Origin of the sequence: Lewinella sp. 4G2, from assembly GCF_001625015.1 — a bacterium.
Lineage (GTDB): Bacteria > Bacteroidota > Bacteroidia > Chitinophagales > Saprospiraceae > Neolewinella.
In genome coordinates, this window is sequence record NZ_LVWJ02000014.1 from 3,803,115 (window position 1) to 3,822,234 (window position 19,120).

General features: G+C 55.5%; 19 protein-coding genes. 9 read left to right on the plus strand and 10 right to left on the minus strand.

All coding sequences use genetic code 11. The features are described from left to right. Nucleotides 1–6 precede the first annotated feature (6 nt). The 6 genes from A3850_RS15585 to A3850_RS15610 form a co-directional block, all read right to left on the minus strand. Nucleotides 7–1,410: an adenylate/guanylate cyclase domain-containing protein gene (locus A3850_RS15585; protein WP_082921860.1), complete on the minus strand. Its 1,404-nt coding sequence runs from the start codon at nucleotides 1,408–1,410 to the stop codon at nucleotides 7–9. A 44-nt stretch (nucleotides 1,411–1,454) separates the two neighbouring features. After that, nucleotides 1,455–1,856, minus strand: coding sequence for a hypothetical protein (locus tag A3850_RS15590; RefSeq protein ID WP_068218516.1), 402 nt, complete (start codon nucleotides 1,854–1,856; stop codon nucleotides 1,455–1,457). Nucleotides 1,857–1,860: 4 nt separating this feature from the next. Next, nucleotides 1,861–2,412, minus strand: coding sequence for an RNA polymerase sigma factor (locus A3850_RS15595; protein WP_068218519.1), 552 nt, complete (start codon nucleotides 2,410–2,412; stop codon nucleotides 1,861–1,863). An 18-nt stretch (nucleotides 2,413–2,430) separates the two neighbouring features. Continuing rightward, nucleotides 2,431–3,192: a lipoyl(octanoyl) transferase LipB gene (gene lipB, locus A3850_RS15600; RefSeq protein ID WP_068218522.1), complete on the minus strand. Its 762-nt coding sequence runs from the start codon at nucleotides 3,190–3,192 to the stop codon at nucleotides 2,431–2,433. Nucleotides 3,193–3,313: 121 nt separating this feature from the next. Beyond that, nucleotides 3,314–4,297, minus strand: a complete 984-nt coding sequence (locus A3850_RS15605; protein WP_068218524.1) for an NAD(P)H-quinone oxidoreductase — start codon at nucleotides 4,295–4,297, stop codon at nucleotides 3,314–3,316. Nucleotides 4,298–4,320: 23 nt separating this feature from the next. Further along, nucleotides 4,321–6,270: a sialate O-acetylesterase gene (locus A3850_RS15610; protein WP_068218526.1), complete on the minus strand. Its 1,950-nt coding sequence runs from the start codon at nucleotides 6,268–6,270 to the stop codon at nucleotides 4,321–4,323. A gap of 155 nt (nucleotides 6,271–6,425) precedes the next feature. Here A3850_RS15610 and purB point away from each other — a divergent pair, with 155 nt between their 5' ends. From purB to A3850_RS20475, 6 genes are all read left to right on the plus strand, one after another. Beyond that, a complete protein-coding gene (gene purB / locus A3850_RS15615) occupies nucleotides 6,426–7,766 on the plus strand; it encodes an adenylosuccinate lyase (RefSeq protein WP_068218527.1) in 1,341 nt (446 codons plus the stop codon). 144 nt (nucleotides 7,767–7,910) lie between these two features. Beyond that, nucleotides 7,911–8,897, plus strand: a complete 987-nt coding sequence (locus A3850_RS15620) for an aldo/keto reductase (RefSeq protein ID WP_068219876.1) — start codon at nucleotides 7,911–7,913, stop codon at nucleotides 8,895–8,897. Nucleotides 8,898–9,067: 170 nt separating this feature from the next. Next, nucleotides 9,068–9,565: a hypothetical protein gene (locus tag A3850_RS15625; RefSeq protein ID WP_068219878.1), complete on the plus strand. Its 498-nt coding sequence runs from the start codon at nucleotides 9,068–9,070 to the stop codon at nucleotides 9,563–9,565. Nucleotides 9,566–9,760: 195 nt separating this feature from the next. Beyond that, nucleotides 9,761–10,234, plus strand: a complete 474-nt coding sequence (locus A3850_RS15630) for a hypothetical protein (RefSeq protein ID WP_068218530.1) — start codon at nucleotides 9,761–9,763, stop codon at nucleotides 10,232–10,234. Between the two features lie 111 nt (nucleotides 10,235–10,345). Next, nucleotides 10,346–10,666: a DUF2752 domain-containing protein gene (locus A3850_RS15635; protein WP_068218535.1), complete on the plus strand. Its 321-nt coding sequence runs from the start codon at nucleotides 10,346–10,348 to the stop codon at nucleotides 10,664–10,666. A 156-nt stretch (nucleotides 10,667–10,822) separates the two neighbouring features. Beyond that, a complete protein-coding gene (locus A3850_RS20475; protein ID WP_231915337.1) occupies nucleotides 10,823–11,254 on the plus strand; it encodes a YqaE/Pmp3 family membrane protein in 432 nt (143 codons plus the stop codon). Here A3850_RS20475 and lpxB read toward each other — a convergent pair whose 3' ends face one another. The 4 genes from lpxB to A3850_RS15660 all read right to left on the minus strand — a co-directional run bounded on the left by lpxB (nucleotide 11,255) and on the right by A3850_RS15660 (nucleotide 14,601). Then, complete coding sequence (lpxB, locus tag A3850_RS15645; RefSeq protein WP_068218538.1) at nucleotides 11,255–12,364, minus strand: lipid-A-disaccharide synthase; 1,110 nt, start codon at nucleotides 12,362–12,364, stop codon at nucleotides 11,255–11,257. 149 nt (nucleotides 12,365–12,513) lie between these two features. Next, entirely contained in the window at nucleotides 12,514–13,449 is a 936-nt protein-coding gene (locus tag A3850_RS15650) for a DMT family transporter (RefSeq protein WP_082921862.1), read from the minus strand. Next, nucleotides 13,449–14,210, minus strand: a complete 762-nt coding sequence (locus A3850_RS15655; protein WP_068218541.1) for a ZIP family metal transporter — start codon at nucleotides 14,208–14,210, stop codon at nucleotides 13,449–13,451. The genes A3850_RS15650 and A3850_RS15655 overlap by 1 nt, the downstream gene beginning before the upstream one ends. Nucleotides 14,211–14,280: 70 nt before the next feature. Further along, entirely contained in the window at nucleotides 14,281–14,601 is a 321-nt protein-coding gene (locus tag A3850_RS15660) for a helix-turn-helix transcriptional regulator (protein WP_068218544.1), read from the minus strand. 216 nt (nucleotides 14,602–14,817) lie between these two features. Between A3850_RS15660 and A3850_RS15665 the strand changes: the two genes are divergently transcribed. From A3850_RS15665 to A3850_RS15675, 3 genes are all read left to right on the plus strand, one after another. Beyond that, the gene (locus A3850_RS15665; protein WP_068218547.1) at nucleotides 14,818–16,752 is read left to right on the plus strand and encodes an alpha-1,4-glucan--maltose-1-phosphate maltosyltransferase; all 1,935 of its coding nucleotides are present in this window, start codon (nucleotides 14,818–14,820) and stop codon (nucleotides 16,750–16,752) included. A gap of 145 nt (nucleotides 16,753–16,897) precedes the next feature. Next, entirely contained in the window at nucleotides 16,898–18,247 is a 1,350-nt protein-coding gene (locus A3850_RS15670) for a (Fe-S)-binding protein (RefSeq protein WP_068218549.1), read from the plus strand. 57 nt (nucleotides 18,248–18,304) lie between these two features. Next, nucleotides 18,305–19,084: a (Fe-S)-binding protein gene (locus A3850_RS15675; protein WP_068218552.1), complete on the plus strand. Its 780-nt coding sequence runs from the start codon at nucleotides 18,305–18,307 to the stop codon at nucleotides 19,082–19,084. Nucleotides 19,085–19,120 lie beyond the last annotated feature (36 nt).

Here is a 19,120-nt window from a genome sequence, read left to right on the forward strand (position 1 = left end):
ATATTATCAGTCGGTAGTTCGGCTAACAAAGAATCGCTTCATCCGGCCGATGTTCTTCGCCTCAAAGGTGCCGGCTTCTTCGCAGACATAACTGTCTGAAATCTCCTCCTTGGTCGTCTCGCTAATAGCGACCTTTCCGGATTCGCCAGCCGTCTCCAAGCGAGCGGCTTGGTTGACCGTATCCCCCCACACATCGTAAGCGAATTTATTCAGGCCCACTACTCCGGCAACCACTGGGCCGGTGTGGATGCCAATCCTCGCCTTAAAGTGGCTGTGCGTACTAAGGTAGTTTTGGATAGCTAGCGCGGCGGCAACGCAGCGTTCTGCGTGGTCATCGGAAGGAACAGGCAGCCCACCGGCACACATGTAGGCATCGCCAATCGTCTTGATCTTCTCCAGACCGTGGCGTTCGATGATACGATCGAGTTCCTTGAAAGCCTCATCCAGGTAGCGGACCAGTTGTTCCGCCGAGACAGTTTTTGAAAGCGCACTGAATCCGATAAAGTCTACGAATAAGATGGTCGCGGAAGCAAAACTCTTAGCGGTCGCCTTTCCCTGCTCTTTGAGTTCCCGGGCCACCGGTGCCGGCAGAATGTTCAGCAGCAGTTCATCCGACCGCTGCCGCTCGCGTTCAATGGTAAGGTTACGTTCCTCTAGCGCGGCGGCGTGTTTTTTACTGGACCGGAAGCGCCAGTAGACGGACCCCAGCGTGATGATGGTAGCCAGCGCCAGGAGTAACAGAAAATTTCTGCGCTGCCGTTCCTCCTTAATGCGGAGGTCCTGCAAACTCAGTTCACGGTCTTGTTTGACGAGTTCGAAGGAATCTTCCAGGACCCTAAAGGCATAATCGTCGAGTAAGCGATCCTTTTGTTCCAGTAGCACCAATTGCCGTAGTTGGCTATCGTTAAGCGCGGTGATTTCCTTTTCCTGCAAGGCCAGAATGGTTTGTAGTGCGCCTTCAGTGAGCGCAGAATCTGAGGGCAACTCCTGCAACTGCTTGCGCCGACGTTCTCGCCGGGCGTTGAGCTCGTCGTTATTTGCCAAGGGTTGAACTTCCCCGAGTTTATCCATAACGGCCATAGCGGAGTCCAGTGCTCCGACCATTCTGCGGCGCCTGAACACCGAAGCGGCATCTTTCAGCAATACTACTCCAGCCGTCTTTTGCTCAATCGAGGCAGTTGGATCCAAGGCCAGCGCTTTGCCCTGTAGGTAATTTGCGTTCGCTTCCAGTTCAGTCAATTGAGCCTGGCTGGCGGTATTGGCGAGGCCTTTACTTTGCGCGGCAGCGGCGCGGTAATTTTTCTCGGCGAGCAACTGCTCAATTACCTCCAATTGTTGCAGGTACACTTCATCCTGTGCGCCAACGACACACCCGACTAGCGTCAATAAGCAAATTAGCCAATTCTTCATGGCTGCTACTACCCGCAACGGGTAGCTAGTGTTTACCTATGCCGTTAAGAACGGTACTTTGCGTTCACGGTCAAGCCCCGAAATTCTGCGTTCGGTTCGGCGCTGCCGCGGGTGCCGGGTAAGGACTCCCGGAGCTGCTTGCGGTAGGTCTCCGCATCAAAGTTCTCGGACGGGGCGAAGGCGTTATCCAAATCCTCGATGGATTGGCTGCGCTGCGCCAGCGGGCTACTCGTCCGTTGCGTGAGGACACTCAATCCTACGGTGCCGGCCACAATCAGGAAAAGGGCGGCGATCATCCAGGGGCGAATCCCGAAAAGCCGGGTGGAGGACCGGCTGCCACGGTCCAGCCGGTGCTCCAACCGGTTCCAGGCGCGGGGGGATGGTGTACGACGGATGCCGGAGGCCCGCTGCCGAAATTCCTGCTCGAATGGATCAAATTGTGCCATAGCTCTAATCGTTGTAGTTCGGGCTGTACCCAAGTTGAGATAATTGGTCCCGCATGCGCTTCTTGGCCAGGATCAACTGGCTCTTACTCGTGTTGATGCTGATGCCCAGCATATCGGCGATCTCCCGGTGCTTGTAACCCTCCACGACGTAAAGGTTGAAGACCGTCCGGTATCCCACCGGCATCAGATCCAGCTGGTGAAGGATATCGGCTTCACTCAGTGAAGCGGTGGCGGAAGCCGGCGTGGAGAAGTATTGCGGGTTCACGTCAGCAATTTCAGTTGCCTGTTTGAGGGCGTGTTTTTTACGCAACAACATCAGGGCTTCGTTGACCACGATGCGGCGGATCCAACCCTCAAAACTACCGTCCTCCTTGAAGGAAGCGATCTTATCGAAGGCCTTGAAGAAGCCACTTACCATGACGTCCTCCGCGTCCGTATCCCGATTGGTGTAACGGCGGGCGACACCGAGCATGGTGGAGCTGTAACGGTCGTAGACGGCACGCTGAGTGCGGCGATCCTTTCGTTTGCAGCCTTGTACCATTTCTTGCTCGGTCATAGTTGCGAGGGTTGGCCTTTAGATGCCACTCGTTTTGGTTTTGGTGTCCGGTAACCAATCAAAGCCAAAGATTTCCCGGAAGTGGCGCTTGACGATCGGCTTCACCTCGGCCAACTCAATCGGGCGACCAATCTCCAGGCTGAGGCTGGTTACGGACCGGTCGCTCTCGTCAATACCACAGGGAACGATATTACCGAAGTGGGTCAAATTAGGCCGAACGTTGAAGGCAAAACCGTGCAGGGTCGTCCAACGGCTCAGGTGGACACCGATGGCACAGATCTTACAGCGCGGTTGCCGGCGGGTTGCATCTCCGGGTAACCAAACTCCAGTGTAGCCATCGTCGCGCTCCGCAGCCACCCCAAAGTCAGCGCAGGTGCGAATGACGACCTCCTCCAGGCTGCGGACGTAGCGGTGAACGTCCGTGAAATACTCTTCCAAGTCGAAGAGAGGATAGGCAACAAGTTGGCCGGGGCCGTGGTAGGTGATATCCCCACCCCGATTGATCTTGTAGAAAGTGAAACCTTGTTCGGCCAGCGCTTGCTCGTCCAGCAACAGGTGTTCGATACTGCCAGATTTCCCCAGCGTATAAACCGGGGGGTGCTCCACAAAGAGCAGTTCGTGGGTTTGGGGCAGCGGATCGTTTCCGGCTTTCTTCCGCTCCCGGTTTACCCGTTTGCGGGCGACGATGGCGGCGTGGCGTTCGGTTTGGAGGTCCCAGGCTTGCTTGTAATCCAGGAGGCCAAGGTCTTCAAACTTCACGATTGGAGTTTCGTCCTTCATGGGGAGAGAACAACTTTTGTCCGGTCTCGGTCGAAACACTGACGGTACATCCGCTTCCCACTTACCCGGCACCTGCGGCAGCGCCCGAAAATCTTAGCTAGCAGGTACCCGAACCAGATTGCTATTCTCCGATGCAGATGACGATCTTGCCGACGTTGGCGTTGGACTGCATATACTTCAGGGCATCGTCGGCGTCCTCCCAATCGTAAATGGTATCGACGATGGCGCGGAGGGAGCGGTCGGCAAAGAGCGGCCAAACTTGATCGCGGAAGTCGGCGAGCAACTGTGCCTTGTAATCCGCGCTGCGGTTGCGAAGGGTGCTGCCAACGAGGGTGAGACGGCGGAGGAGTACCTGAGCAAGGTCGACTTGCTCCTCGGCCGCACCACCGAGTAAACTCAGGAGAACGACGCAACCATCCGTGGCGGCGCAGCGGAAATTCTGTTTGGCGTAGGTCGGCCCCACAAAGTCGATGATGAGGTGGACGCCCTGGCCGTCCGTTTTTTCGAGAATGACGTCGGCAAAGTCTTCCTTGCGGTAGTCGATACATACGTCGGCACCTAACTCGTACAAGCGCTGGTGTTTATTGGCCGAAGCCGTCACGAATACCCTTGCGCCGCTAAATTTCGCGAGCTGGATCATCGCCGTCCCTACCCCACTCGCGCCCGCGTGGATGAGGATATCGTCACCTTCTTCCAAATCACCCAACCAGTAGAGGGCCTGAAAAGCCGTAACAAACACCTCGGGCACCGCAGCGGCCTTGGTGAAGGACATTCCCGAAGGCAACTTGAGGCACATGCTGGCCGGTACTGCCGCGAGCTGACCATAGCCGCCACCGTCAACTAAAGCGCAGACGTTGTCGCCAACGGCCAGCCCTTCCACTTCAGCCCCTACTTCAATGACGGTACCCGCGAGGTCCAAACCGAGGATCTCCCCCGGCGTACCGTAGCCGGGATACTTGCCGGCTAGCTGCAACAGGTCGGCCCGGTTGACGGAGGTGGCGACGACGGCGACCAGCACCTCATTGGGCTGGATGGTCGGATCGGCCACTTCGGCGATGCTCAAATTTTCGGGGCCGCCGTTTTCGGCGAAGAGGATGGCCTTCATAGCAGGTACTTCGTGGTAGTTGGTTATTTTACTTCCAGGTCGAATGCGTTGACGGGCAAGCCCTCCTGGCTGAAGAGATTACCGTCGGGATTATTCGCCCAGTTGTAACGCACGCGCAAGATATCACCTCCGGTGGGATGAACGACCATTATTCCGGAACCACCATTTGAGATGGCGGGGGCAAAGTGCCATTCGCCGTCCGCATCCTGCATGGTGAAGCCACGAACGTAACCGTAGGGGTCGTCGGTCATCACCTTCAGGCCGCCGGCGGCGTTGGCAAATTGGATGTCTACCATGGACGCATCACCAAACAAGCTTTTGGCGGAGAGGGCCATTGGGCTATCTGCGACGACGTCGCGGTCGTACACGTCCTGGAGGGCGTGCAGGGAAAGGCGACGGCCGACCTCCCACTTGTTCCTGGGGTGGATGTCGTCCGCCTCCCCGATGTCGGTAATGACGGCCATGCCCGTAACCGGTTCGCTCAGCGCGTCGGTCTGGCTCTGGCGGATGGTGGCCCAACCGGGTTCGTTGGCTGACTTCACCTCATCCTGAAAATTGGCTAATTGCACCCAGTAGAAGGGCAGCGTTCCCGGGTGGTCAAAGAAGCCCCGCCACTGGCGGATGAGGTTTTTCATGTGGCCGGCGTAGGCTACGTTATCGCCTTCTCCAGCGTTGGATTCACCCTGGTACCAGAGCACTCCGGAGAGCGGCATGCCTTCGAGTGGGGCAATCATGGCGTTGTAGAGGATCGTTGCAATCTGGTTGGGGTTGGCGTCGATCTTGAACTCGCCAATGTTGTACTTGTAGTCACCGGCCAGTGACACCTTACCGCTTTCGGTCTCCAGGTAAAAGGCTTCCGGACTGGCGGAGAAACCACCTCCTCCCTGTCCATCAAAGATGCGGAACGTGAGTTGGTTTACGCCAGCTTTTAAAACACCGGGCTCGAGCGTGTAGACGCGCGGCGTCGAGTAAGCGCTGGGGTAGCTGCCGACTAGTTTTCCGTTGACGTAGGTATAATCGCCGTCATCGATCGCCCCGAGGTAGAGGGTGGCTTTGCCGGCGGCCTGTTCGGTGGTCAAGTTAATGTCCTTACGGAAGTAGAAGTACCCATCTACGGAGGGGTAACCGGCGGCCTCCCAAAAGGTGGGCAGCGTCATCGTAGGCCAATCGGAGTCGTCAAAGTCGGGCGTCAGCCAGCCCATTGCTTCGCCCTTATCTTCCGTAGGGATCTCCCGGCCGGGGAAGTTCTTCTCGAAGGCAGCGCGGCCAATTTCGCCGGCTATTTCCAGGGCATCCTGTTGGTCCTTTAGCGCATCCCTGCCGGTGATTCCCAGGGCTTCCGGGCTCATCCAGGGCTCGATGCGGCTGCCCCCCCAACTGCTGTGGAGGAGGCCGATGGGTACGTCCACTTCTTTACGCAGGTAGTGGGCGAAGTAGCTCCCAACTCCACTAAAATCGCCGATGGTTTCCGCGTCGCCGACCATCCAGTCCGGCCCGTACTGGTAGCTGATCTGTAGGTGCTCGCGGGGCTGGCCGTCGTAGACGTGGTCCACTTTAATTTCCCGGATCAGGGGGTCGGCAATGGCCTTCGCCCGTTCGCCGGATTCGTCCGATTGCGCCAGCCGCCACTCCATGTTCGACTGGCCGGAGAGAAGGTACACGTCGCCGAAGTACACGTCCTCAATGCTCACGCGCTCGCGGCCACTCTGAATGGCAATTTTGTACGGCCCACCGGCTTTGGTGGGTGGCAGAGTGGTTTTCCAACGGCCGGATTTATCCGCCTTTACGCTCATCACTTTCTCTCCAAAAGTAATCTGCACTTTCTTCCCCGGTGGCGCCCAACCCCAGAGTGGGTGGTTGACGTTGCGCTGCAGCACCGCATGGTTAGCAAACGTTTCGAAAAAGCTCAACTCCTGGGCGCTGACGCAGGTGCAAAGCATGGACAGCAGGAGGCTGGTAAAAAGGTGGCGCATGACGGCTAAAGTATAGGTGTCAAAATTAGGATCGACCACCAAAGTAAGCAGTGAGGAGGGACCAGCAAGGCTTATCCCCTTCTTTCTGATGTTGCAATGGATTGCCCGTGCCAATATCTTCCCAAAGCGGTTACCTTCGGCAAAAATTTGACCCCATGTCCGCGCTCACCGCCATTGGCCCCATCGACGGCCGCTACGCCAGTAAAACCCAGGAATTAAGTAAATACTTCAGCGAGTTCGGATTAATCCGTTACCGCGTGCTCGTCGAGGTCCGCTACCTCCAGGCCCTGCACCGGATGGGGCTCCCCCAACTCCAGCACCTCACCCAAAAGCAGGTGGATGGTCTGTCGGAAATGGTGGACAATTTCAGTGAGTCCGACGCCCAAACCATCAAGAAGACCGAACGGACAACCAACCACGACGTGAAGGCCGTGGAATACTTCGTCAAAGAAAAGATGACCGAAGCCGGGATGACGGACGTGCTGGAGTTCGTCCACTTCGGGCTGACGAGCCAGGACATCAACAACACGGCCATCCCCCTTTCCATCAAGGATGCCATGACCGACGTGATGGCCCCCGCGCTGGAGGGGTTGATCAGTATGGTGGACCGCCACGTCCAGGATTGGGCGGAGGTACCGATGCTGGCCAAGACCCACGGGCAACCGGCTTCCCCTACCCTCTTAGGCAAGGAATTCAGTGTTTGGACCCACCGCTTGCGGGAGCAGTTGCGTCAGTTACAAGAAGTGCCCATCCCCGCCAAGTTTGGTGGTGCCACGGGGAATATGAATGCGCACTACGTCACCTTCCCTGATTACGATTGGCACGCGTTCGCCACCCAGTTTGTCGGGGATGACTTGGGCCTGAAACGATCTTACCCGACCACGCAGATTGAGCACTACGATAACTTGGCGGCTATGTTCCACGCCTTCAACCGGATCAGTACGATCCTGATTGATCTGTGCCGCGACATTTGGCAGTACATTTCCATGGAATACTTCCGCCAGCGCACGATTGCGGGTGAGATTGGCAGCTCCGCCATGCCGCACAAGGTCAACCCCATCGACTTTGAGAATGCCGAGGGTAACCTAGGAATCGCCCGGGCGTTGTTTACCCACTTGGCCGATAAGCTACCCATCAGCCGGCTGCAGCGGGACCTTACGGATTCTACCGTGCTGCGCAACGTTGGCCTGCCGGTTGCCCACGTCCTCCTGGCCATCAAGGCTATTGAAAAAGGATTCAGCAAACTACTGCTGAACGAGGCCAAGCTGGCGTCCGATCTCGAAGCTAATTGGATTGTCTGTGCCGAAGCCATCCAAAACATCCTCCGCCGGGAGGGTTACCCGAAGCCCTACGAGGCGCTGAAGGAATTGACGCGAGGAAGGACGGAGTTCTCAGAGGCCATCCTGCATGACTTCATCGACGGATTGAACGTTAGCGATTCCATCAAGGCGGAGCTGAAACTGATCCGGCCGGAGACTTACGTGGGGAAGTTTTAGGAGACCTACTTGAGTTGAGAAAAAGGACGTTTGAATGTCATTTATAGCCCTCTCCCCCAGCCCTTCTCCAAGGGAGAGGGGAGTTTAAAAAGGGAAAATATTTTCCGCTACTTCAAGAATTAACCACCGTACAAATCCATGCACATGAACTACCGCAGACTTGGCAAGACCAACTTCAACGTATCAGAAATTTCCCTCGGCACCTGGCAGGTTGGTGGCAAGTGGGGCGAGGATTTTAGCGACCAAACCGCCGATACCATCCTAAACGAGGCGATTGATGGCGGAGTAAATTTCATTGATACGGCCGACGTGTATTCCGCAGGACTTAGTGAAAAAGCGGTAGGTAGAATCGTTCGCAGCCGGTCGGAACGGATCTACGTGGCGAGTAAGTGCGGGCGGCAGATTAACCCACACGTAAACGAAGGCTACACGAAGGAAGCCTTGACTAAGTACGTCGACGAAACCTTACAACGCACTGGCCTTGAACGGATTGATTTGATCCAGCTTCACTGTCCACCAACGGAAGTATACTACCGCCCCGAGATTTTCGGATTGTTCGAAGACTTGAAAACCGCGGGTAAGATCCAGCATTTAGGCGTCAGCGTAGAGAAGGTGGAGGAAGGCCTGAAAGCGATGGAGTTCGATAACGTAACGACCATCCAGGTTATCTTCAACGTCTTCCGCCAGCGGCCCTTAGAAGTGCTTTTCCCAACCGCCCAGCGGAAGGACGTAGGGATCATTGTGCGCGTCCCTCTGGCGAGTGGCTTGCTGACGGGTAAGTTCTCACCGGATACCACTTTTGGCGAGGAAGACCACCGCCACTTCAACCGAGACGGCGCTGGGTTCGATAAGGGAGAAACCTTTTCGGGAGTGGATTATGACCTTGGCTTGCGGGCCGTTGAGCGGATCAAGGAGCTTTTCCCGGAGGGCGATAGTTTGGCTCAGCGTGCTTTACAGTGGGTGCTGCGCCACGATGCGGTGAGTACCGTTATTCCAGGTGCTTCGCGGGTGGAGCACGTGCGGTCAAATCTCGCGGCTACTGATCTCGCACCACTCTCCGACGCTCAGTACGATGGCTTAAATGCTGTTTATACGGACCTAGTCAAAGCAACGGTGCACCAACTGTGGTAGCCGTTAGGATTTGCGTAACGGTTAATCGTTCCGTTTACTAAGGTTGTCTGAATTGTGTCCATACCCTTTCACTTTGGGGTAGGTAGGCTATACATTAGAGCATCTTATTTCGGGAAGGCTTTCTATTCCTGATGGTCTTACCCGCTTTCCAAACCCTAGTCGACACACACATGAAGTCTTTTTTCGCGCTCTTATGCGCATCCTCCCTATTATTGGCCACCGGTTGCGCGAGCATCGTCAGCAAAAGCAACTATCCATTCACCGTCAATGCCACGCCGAAGACGGCGAAGATTACCATCAAGGACGATAACATGCAAACCATCTTCACCGGGTCATCGCCCGCTACGGTTGACCTGAAGGCCGGAAATGGTTTTTTCAAAAAGGCGAGCTACACCTTGGTAGTAACGGCACCTGGCTACGAAGAAATGATGGCGCCGATCAACTTCAAGGTTGATGGTTGGTACTTCGGCAACATTCTTTTCGGTGGCTTCGTCGGCCTGCTCATTGTGGACCCCCTCACCGGTGCCATGTTTAAGATCGAACGAGAGTACATGCAGGTCAACCTGCAGCCGGACGGCAAACCAATGGGTAAAGCGGAATTGAAGATCATGGACATCAACGATATCCCCGAAACCTGGAAGCCACACTTGGTCCGCTTGTCAGAGTAGCTGGCAACAGCTTACACACGTTAGTGGCGTATTGAGCAAGGCTACAACCCGAATGAAAAAAGTTACGACCGTACCAATCTGCCATACTATATTGCAACCACGTGCCACCCGGCACCCGGTTCAACCCCATCCCGAAATTTGGGGAGGCGAAGCCGAAAACCTGTCAGAGTAGGCGACATTTAAAACCAATCTCTTATGTTAAAAAAGATTACCCTATCCCTTTTGCTTGGCGTCTTTGGCGTACTCGGTATGTCCGTCGCCGTTGCCCCACCCGCCGCTACTTCCCCCGCTGCGACAATGACGGTTGAGGAAGCTGGCTTCCCCATCGACCCCGCCGTTGCCGTGGAGGATTTCCTCAACATGACGCCCAAGAAGTACGAGGAAATGACCGGCAAGAAGCTCACCCTGAAGGAAAAGGTGGTGATGAAACTCGCCCAGAAAAAGGTCAAAAAGCAGATGAAGCGGGCCCAAAAGGATGGTGATGAGCCGTTCCCGAAGATCGTCTTCATCCTAGGTGCCATCTTCCTGCCCATCGTAGCTATTGTAGGTATGGGTATTATGGACGACTGGGAAGGTAACAACTGGTGGATCGCAGCACTCCTATACTTCGCTTGCTACATTCCCGGTGTGATCTACACCCTCATCAAAATGCCGGAGTACTACGACTAGTCGTTGAACCCGAAGCATAAATCAAAAGGAGCAGTTGACCACGTCAGCTGCTCCTTTTGTTTTGGGCTTGACGTACGCTTTGCACCACCAGGATATTCCTACCTTACACCCATGATCACGCCGGCAAAATTCATCCATGGTCTGTGGCTTATTGCGCTCCTGCTCACCCCAATTGTCCTGTGGGTGCTGCCCGTGGATTTCTTCAACGACACCGGTGTTGTTACCTGCCCTTCCGTCATGTTATTCGACCTGGAATGTTGGGGCTGTGGCCTCACCCGAGCGGTGATGCACTTCCACCACTGGGAATTCGGGGAGGCGTTGTTCTACAATTTCGCCGTGGTCTTTTTCTACCCCTTTCTGGTTTGGCTCTGGCAAAAATGGGTCAGGGCGGAGTTCAGGTATTTTGAGCTGCTACGCGGAAAGATGGCTTAGGCGAAAATCAATCGCCAGGTTACTCCCAATTTATTCAGACCGGCCAAACATTATTTTCCCCGCCTTCACGAACACGTACGGTTAAAAGCGGCTTTTGGTACCAACCAACGTCGGTCTCCCGGCCAACACGGGAGCCCATCACCAAACCAACTTACCATGCGTATTTTGACCTTAGTCTTATTAGTCACCGCCTTTTTTACGACCAGCCCGGAAGCCGCTGCTTTCGTCGTCGTTAACCCCGAAACCACCACTCAGAGTGATGCATCCCAGGAAGAGATGCTCGCCGCCGCGGCAGCCTACAAGGAATCCCTCAAGGCGATGTCTCCCCGCGAACGCCGCCAACTCAAGCGCTCCCAAAAGCGCCAGATGAAGCAGGTGTTGCAGGACCAGAAGGACGGCAAGACCGACCTGGACGACGGTGACATCCTCCTCATCATCCTGGCTATTCTGTTACCACCACTCGCGGTCTTCCTACACCAGGGCGAAATCAACACCAAGTTTTGGATCAGCCTCGTGCTCTCCCTACTCTTCTTTCTGCCGGGAGTTATCTACGCCTTGCTGGTGATTACGGGGAACGCCAAGAAGTAATCAGCCTCCCTGATGGATCAGGCGGGCGGCCTTCGTGGCGGCCCCGCCGGACCCCAACTTGGTCCGTAACTGTTCCAAGTTCCGCAACTGCCGGTCCCGCTCGGGGCCGGCAGTTATTTTTTTTAATTCTTCCGCTACCCGGTCCACGGTAAAGTCATCCTGCACCAGTTCTGGCACGATGGGCGCATCCATCACCAGATTCACCAGGCTAATGTATTTGATACGTTTACCCACTAAGCGTTTCGCGATGGCGTAGCTAACGGCGTTACCCTTGTAGCAGACGACTTGAGGTACGCCAAAAAGGGCGGTTTCCAACGTGGCCGTCCCACTGGTGACGATGGCGGCTTTGGCTTTCGCCAGCAAAGAATAGGTGGCACCTTTAATGACCTCGAGTCGGGGCGGGGCACCCCCGCTTTTTATCAACTCTTCGTAGAACTGCAACTCCTGGCCGGGGGCGGCTGCAATCACATATCGGTGTTCCGGGTGCCGGGCCGCGGCGGCTAACATCAGTGGGAGGCCGGTCGTGATCTCTTGGGTTCTTGAGCCCGGGAGGATCGCGATACAATCACTGAAGTCTGTGCCGGTAGTTGAGGTCTCCCCTTCCTTTTCAGCCACCGTATCCAGCAGTGGGTGGCCGACGAAGGTGGCCTTCACCCCTCGCTCCGCGTACCAGGCTTCCTCGAAGGGAAGGATGACGAGCATCCGGTCCACGGTCTTTTTGATTGTCTTCACCCGGTGGGAGCGCCAGGCCCAGACTTGCGGGCTGATGTAGTAGGAGATATCAAATCCCGCGGGTTTGGCCCACTTCGCGATGCGGAGATTGAAACCGGAGTAATCGATCAGAATGAGGCGATCGGGCGCGAATTGCGAGATGTCCTGGCGGCAAAATTTTTCGTTCCCAAGAATCGTGCGCAAATTTTTCACTACTTCCACGATGCCCATAAAGGCCAGCTCCCGGTAGTGTTTAGCTAACGTAACGCCCGCCGCTTCCATGAGGTCACCACCCCACCCCCGCATCTCGGCGTCGGGATCCAATTGGCGAAGAGCTTTTACCAGATTCGACCCGTGCAAATCACCCGAAGGCTCACCGGCAATGATGTAGTATTTCATGCGTGTCGGATTGGTCCGGAGATGAGCCAGTTTGCCTTTGAATTCATTGCGATTCGGTTAAAGGCGACTCGTCTTTAAATGCGACTAACTGCGTGGCGCTGCCGCGGGTGCAAGGTAAGGAGGCAAGCAGGGAAAGACGCAACGGTAGCTCAACGACCCTTCGATCGACCAATGATGATGACGCCAAGAATGACGAGCGCCGCCCCGGCCCCCTGGGTCAGGTTGAGGGACTCGTCCAGAATAAAGTACTCCAGCACAATGGTCGCCACCGGCCCAATCGCACCCAGGATCGCCGCATCATTGGCACCAATACGTCGGACGCCTTCCGTCACCAGATAGCTAGGGATGACGGTACAAAAGATGGCCAGCGTAATGCCGTAGTAGTACAACTGCGTGGGATAGCCAAAGAGCGTATTTCCCGTAAGGTAAACGTGCAATAAAACGGCTACACTGGCGCCAATGAGTGCGAGACTGGTAAACCGGACCGTTCCCAATCGTGGCGCAAGGCGGCCAGAACCAATCACGTAAAAGCTGTAGAGAAAGGCACTCAGAAAAACCAGGGCTGCCCCCAACCCGAACTGATTTCCGATGCTGAAATCCGAAGCGCTAAACGCGAGAATAATCCCAACGTAGCAAAGCACAGTGGCCAACCACTGGATGGGTTTGATCGGCACCTTAAAGATGATCCGCTGCAGGACCAGCACCATGGTTGGATAGACGAAAAGGATCAACCGTTCCATCCCAGCGCTGAGGTACTGCAAGCCGAGGAAGTCCGTGTAGCTGGCGGCGTAGTAGCCAAAGACGCCCAGTAGCAGAATGACAGTTGCATCCCCCAGAGAAAGGGGACCGTTGGTGGACGAGCGTTCCCTCCGGAAGTAACCAATCAGCAGAAAAAGGGGTAGAGAAAAGGCCATCCGCAGCCCGAGCAGACTGATGCTGGCGATCTCAAACTGGTAGGCCAGCTTGATGACGATGGCCTTGCAACTGAAGAGGATCGCCCCGGCTAGCATTAGTAGCACCCCGATACGGCGATTGCGGGCGGCTACCTTAGCCGCCGCTTCAAGACTCGTGGAACTGCTATTCATTAATGCGCCGTAAAGTACGCTACGAGGATACCCGCCAACACGACGGCGAGTTTGGGGAGGGAGATCCCGTGTTCGCGCCCACCGTCCGCTTCGTAAATGATCGTCGTAGCAATATGAAGAAAGCTACCGATGACCAAGGCCAGGATCCTGTTGGTCCAGACCGGGTCAACACTTACCATCGCACCCGCGGCAGCGCCCAGAGGACTTAGGGCGGCGAAGATGCAAAGGCAAGACCACGTAAAGACCGTCGAAAAACCCGAGGATCGCAACAAAAGCGCGAGCGCAAAGGCTGCGGGAATTTTGTGAAGTACGATGCCCCAGAGTAGGTGGCCGCCATCCACGTGCGCGTGTGCGTGCCCGTGGTGAGCTAGGTCGCCAACCGTGCCGAGGGGTAGGCCTTCCAAAAAAGCGTGCAGCCCGAGCCCCACCATGATCGTCAGGGCAAACCCCGCCCCGGCGTGTTGGTGAGCGTGGACATGGCCGTGCTCAATGCCCTGGCTGAATGACTCCAACAGAACCTGCACCAAGAATCCGGCCAGCACCCAGATACCACTGTGCATGGTATCGTCGCGGAATACGGTAGGCATCAACTCCATAGCCGCTATACCCAACAGATAGGCACCACTGAAGGAGAGCAACAGCGGGAGAAATTGCTTACGAATGGCCTGATCCGCCGAGGAGGATCGCGAAGAGAGATACTGCGCAATACCACCGCCAAGGACGACGCTGAGAAATAGAAGTAAGTATTGCCAGATGGCCATCGGGAGGGCGTTACCGAAAAAGGAGGGCGAAGTTAATGCAACTAAGTTGCATTATCAGCCAATTGCCAATTTACATATTACACTGGCAATTCTCCAGGCACTCGATGATGAGGGAAACGTCCCGCTCTTTGAGGGAGTACATCATGGATCGCCCGTCGCGCTTCACGCTGAGGATGCCCTTAAGCTTCATATTCTGCAGGTGGTGACTGACCAAACTTTGCTCGTAACCAAGGGCTTCACAAATGTCGGTAACGTTAAGCCGCGGGTGTTGCTCGAGAAGATGGACGATCCCGAGGCGGAGCGGGTGGGCCACCGTCTTGAGGATGTACGCAATGCGCTCCAGCTTTTCAGCTTCCTGCGGGTTGATGGCGGTAGGCTTGATGGAGGGCATGCGAAGTTATTTTTGTGAGGCAACGCGGGAATAAGGGGGCCGCGTTTCGTAGCTCAATATACACTGTGCCCACGCTAATGGTTGAACTAGGGAAGGCGGCCGGAGGATAGAGTAGGTATACGAATTCCTCGTATTCCCACGATATTAAGCCAGCTGCGAACATGCGTCACACGTAGGGATTATATATTTTTGCCCCCTATAATTAAAGACCACCCCATGCAGAACCGTTCCGTCATTGACAACGTCACTCCCCAGATCAACAACGGTCGTTTTCCGATCAAGAGAGTCGTCGGCGAACTCGTAGAGCTTTCTGCCTCGATCTTCGGTGATGGCCACGATTACCTCCGCGCCGTGGTGGAATACAAGCACGCTAAAGATAAGAAGTGGACTACGGTGGAGATGAACGACCACCCCAATGACCTGTGGACAGCCACCTTCCAAGTCACTAAGCAGGGCGTGTATAGCTACCGCATCGTTAGCTGGGTGGATCAGTTACTGACGTGGTACCGCGGCTTCAAGAAAAAGCAAGCTGCCGGGCAGGAAATGGGCGTCGAACTCGCTATCGGTGGCAACCTGCTGACGGCCGTTAAGAAGGCGCTCCCGAAGAGCAAGCAATCAGAAGTAAATAAGGCCATCAAAGCACTGGGCCAGCAGGACGAGGCGGCGGCGGTCGACTACGTGCTCGGATCCGTATTCGGTAAGATCATCAACGACTACCCTTTGCGTCGCTTCGAGACAGTTTACGATCACCAGATGAAGGTGAAGGTGGGGCGTACCCGCGAACGCTTTAGCAGCTGGTACGAACTCTTCCCCCGCTCCACCAGCCCGGACGTGGACCGCGCCGGCACTTTTAAAGACGTAGAGAATTTGCTTCCCCGTATCGATGAACTCGGCTTTGACGTGCTGTACATGCCGCCCGTTCACCCCGTTGGCCGCAAGAACCGGAAGGGACGCAACAACGCCGTCACCGCTCTCGAAGGCGAACCGGGTAGCCCCTGGGCGATCGGCGCGGCGGAAGGTGGCCATAAGGCCATCCTCCCGGAGCTTGGTGACATCGAAGATTACAAAAACCTCATCCTTAAGGCCAAGAGTGTATACGACATTGACGTGGCCCTGGACCTGGCTTTTCAGTGTGCTCCGGACCACCCTTACATCGAAGAGCACCCCGAGTGGTTCATCTGGCGGCCGGACGGTACGATCATGTACGCGGAAAACCCACCGAAGAAATACCAGGACATCGTCCCGATCAATTTTGAGACAGAGGACCACGTCGCGCTCTGGAAGGAACTACTCAGCGTAGTCACGTACTGGTGCGAAGCTGGCGTAACGATCTTCCGGGTGGATAACCCCCACACCAAGCCCTACCGCTTCTGGGAGTACATCATTGAGGAGACGCACAAGAAATTTCCCGATACGATCTTCCTGGCGGAGGCCTTTACCCGTCCGGCCATCATGGCGGAACTCGCCAAGCGCGGCTATCAGCAGAGCTACACCTACTTCACCTGGCGGACGACGCCCCAGGAGATGAAGGAGTACCTGGTCGAGCTTTCCACGACGGAACTAAGAGAATTCATGCAGCCCAATTTCTGGCCCAATACTCCGGACATCCTCGCCTACGAAATGATGGGTGCTAACGGCAACCAATTTGTCAAGCGGTTACTGCTTGCCGGAACCCTCTCCAGTAGCTACGGGCTTTACGGACCGAGTTACGAGCTGATGGAAAACCGCGGTAATACGAACGGTAAGGAGGAGTACTACGATTCAGAAAAGTACATGGTCCGCCATTACGACTGGTCCTACCGCAACCGGATCACGGATAACTACCGATTGTTGAACCAGGCACGGAAGAATAATTCCGCACTACAACAGACCAACAACATCCGCTTCACGGAGGCTACTAACCCTAACTTCCTGAGCTACGTGAAGTGGAACGACCAGCGGACGAACTTCATCTGGACAATCGTCAACTTTGACCAGGACAACACCCAGGGAGGCCACGTGACCGTGCCACAGGACCTCCTCGGTGGAAACGGTTTCCGGGTAACGGACCTGCTGACTGGTGCCCAGTACTGGTGGAGCAGCAACGTGAACTACGTGGAGCTGAACCCCTACCAATCTCCGGCCCACATTTTCCGTATCGACTTTGCCTAAAATTACTCTGGCGTAGCGCCTGAATTGCACGAAAGCCCAGCTTCGATATTGAAGTTGGGTTTTCGCTATTTGGAGCTGATTTAATTATCCAGCGAATTTTCGCTGATTGTTGTACACGGCCACCGCGTAGGTTACCTTTGGAGCCATGCTACAGTCGATAATTTTTGCCGTGGTGGCCATTGCGGCGCTGGGTTTCGCGGCCTTTCAGTTCAGCAAGGTTTACGCCAACATCCAATTGGGAAAGCCGGAGGAGATCACCGGGCCTACATCAGCACGCTGGAAGAACATGATTTTGGTGGCCTTCGGGCAGAAGAAGATGTTCAAGCGGCCCATTCCGGCTATTCTGCATTTGATGTTGTACGTGGCGTTCGTCTTTACCCAAATTGAGCTGATAGAGATCTTTATTGATGGGATCTTTGGTGCTCACCGCTGGTTCCTCGGGCCCTTGGGTGGGATGTACAACTTCATCATTTCAACGATCGAGGTACTATCCGTCCTTGCGTTTATCGCTACGGTCATCTTCCTCGTACGGCGGAACTTGCTGTTCATTCCCCGGCTACGGAAGCCGGAAATGCAGGGTTGGCCGACGCTGGACGCTAACTTGATTCTGATCTTTGAATTGATCCTGCTCGCTTGCATCTTCACGATGAACGGTACGGACGTGGTCCTACAAGATTTGGATCCGGACCATTACAAGGCGACCAATTTTGCGGTAAGTGGCGTCATTGCCCCCTACATCTTTGGCGGTATGGAAGCCTCCACGTTGCACGTGCTAGAACGCGTCGGTTGGTGGGGCCACATCATCATGGTCTTCGTGTTCTTGAACTACCTGCCAAAATCTAAGCACCTCCACATTCTGCTGGCCTTCCCCAACACTTTCTTCGCCCGGTTGAAGGAAAAAGGTGAGATGATCAACATGCCCGCCATCATGTATGAGGTGAAGTCGATGATGGACATTGAGGACCCCAACATGCCGGAAATGGACCCGGACGCGGAGTTGCCCGAGTTTGGGGCAAACGACATTTTTGATATGTCGCAGATCGACCTCCTCGGTGCCTACTCCTGTACGGAGTGCGGACGGTGTACGGACGTTTGCCCGGCCAACATCACTGGTAAAAAATTGAGCCCAAGGAAGATCGTCCAGAACCTACGGGACCGGACGGAGGAGGTCCGCACCAAAATCGATTCTGGCGATGCAGAATACGCCGCCAATAAAGAGGAGCCCGTCTCCGCCGACAACTTTGAGGATGGCCGTTCGCTGTGGGACTACATCACGCGGGAGGAAGTCCACGCCTGTACCACCTGTAACGCCTGCGTAGAGGCCTGCCCGGTGCTGATCAATCCACTAGAGATGATTCTGAAACTGCGCCGCCACGAGATCCTTACGGAAGCGGCCGGCCCCCAGGATTGGCTCCCCTTGTTCAACTCCATCGAAAACCAGCAGCGGGCCTGGAGCGTCGGGACTTCGCGTACCGCGTGGGCGGAAGAAGCTTGATTTCGATTGAACTGCCCCCTATTCTACCTTCCTACCCTAACGTAAAATTTACCGATCATGACCGTGAAGACAATGGCCGAGTTTGCCGCCGAAGACAAGACCCCCGAGATTCTGTTTTGGGTCGGTTGCGCCGGAAGTTTTGATGACCGGGCGCAGAAGGTAACGCGCGCCTTTGCACAAATCCTCAACGCTGCGGGGATCGAATTCGCCGTTTTAGGAGACGAGGAGGCCTGCACGGGAGACCCCGCCCGCCGGGCCGGGAACGAATTCCTGTATCAGATGACGGCCCTGCAAAATATCGAGGTCCTGAACATGTACGGTGTGAAGAAAATGGTCACGGCCTGCCCCCACTGCTTCAACACGATCAAGAACGAGTACCCGGCGCTGGGGGGCCATTACGACATCGTACACCACACGCAATTACTGCAGGAGTTGATCGATGCTGGCCGCATTAAAATGACCGGAGGTGGTGAGTTTAAGGGGAAGCGCATCACTTATCACGACAGCTGTTACCTGGGACGCGCGAATGGCATCTACGAAGCTCCAAGGGAGGTCTTAGAATCACTCGACACCCAACTCGTTGAGATGAAACGCAGCAAGCGCAACGGACTATGCTGTGGAGCAGGGGGCGCGCAGATGTGGAAAGAAGACGAAGAAGGTAAGAAGCGCATCAACGTAGAACGGACCGAAGAGGCACTGGCCACCGGGGCGGAAGTCATCGCCGTCAACTGCCCCTTTTGCCTGACGATGATGACGGATGGCGTCACCGGAAAGGAGAAGCAGGAAGACGTGATGGTGTACGACCTTAGTGAAATGATCGTGCGGCAGATGGCTTGATCCGGTCTTTTAGAGAATTTGCCATTCTAGTTTAGA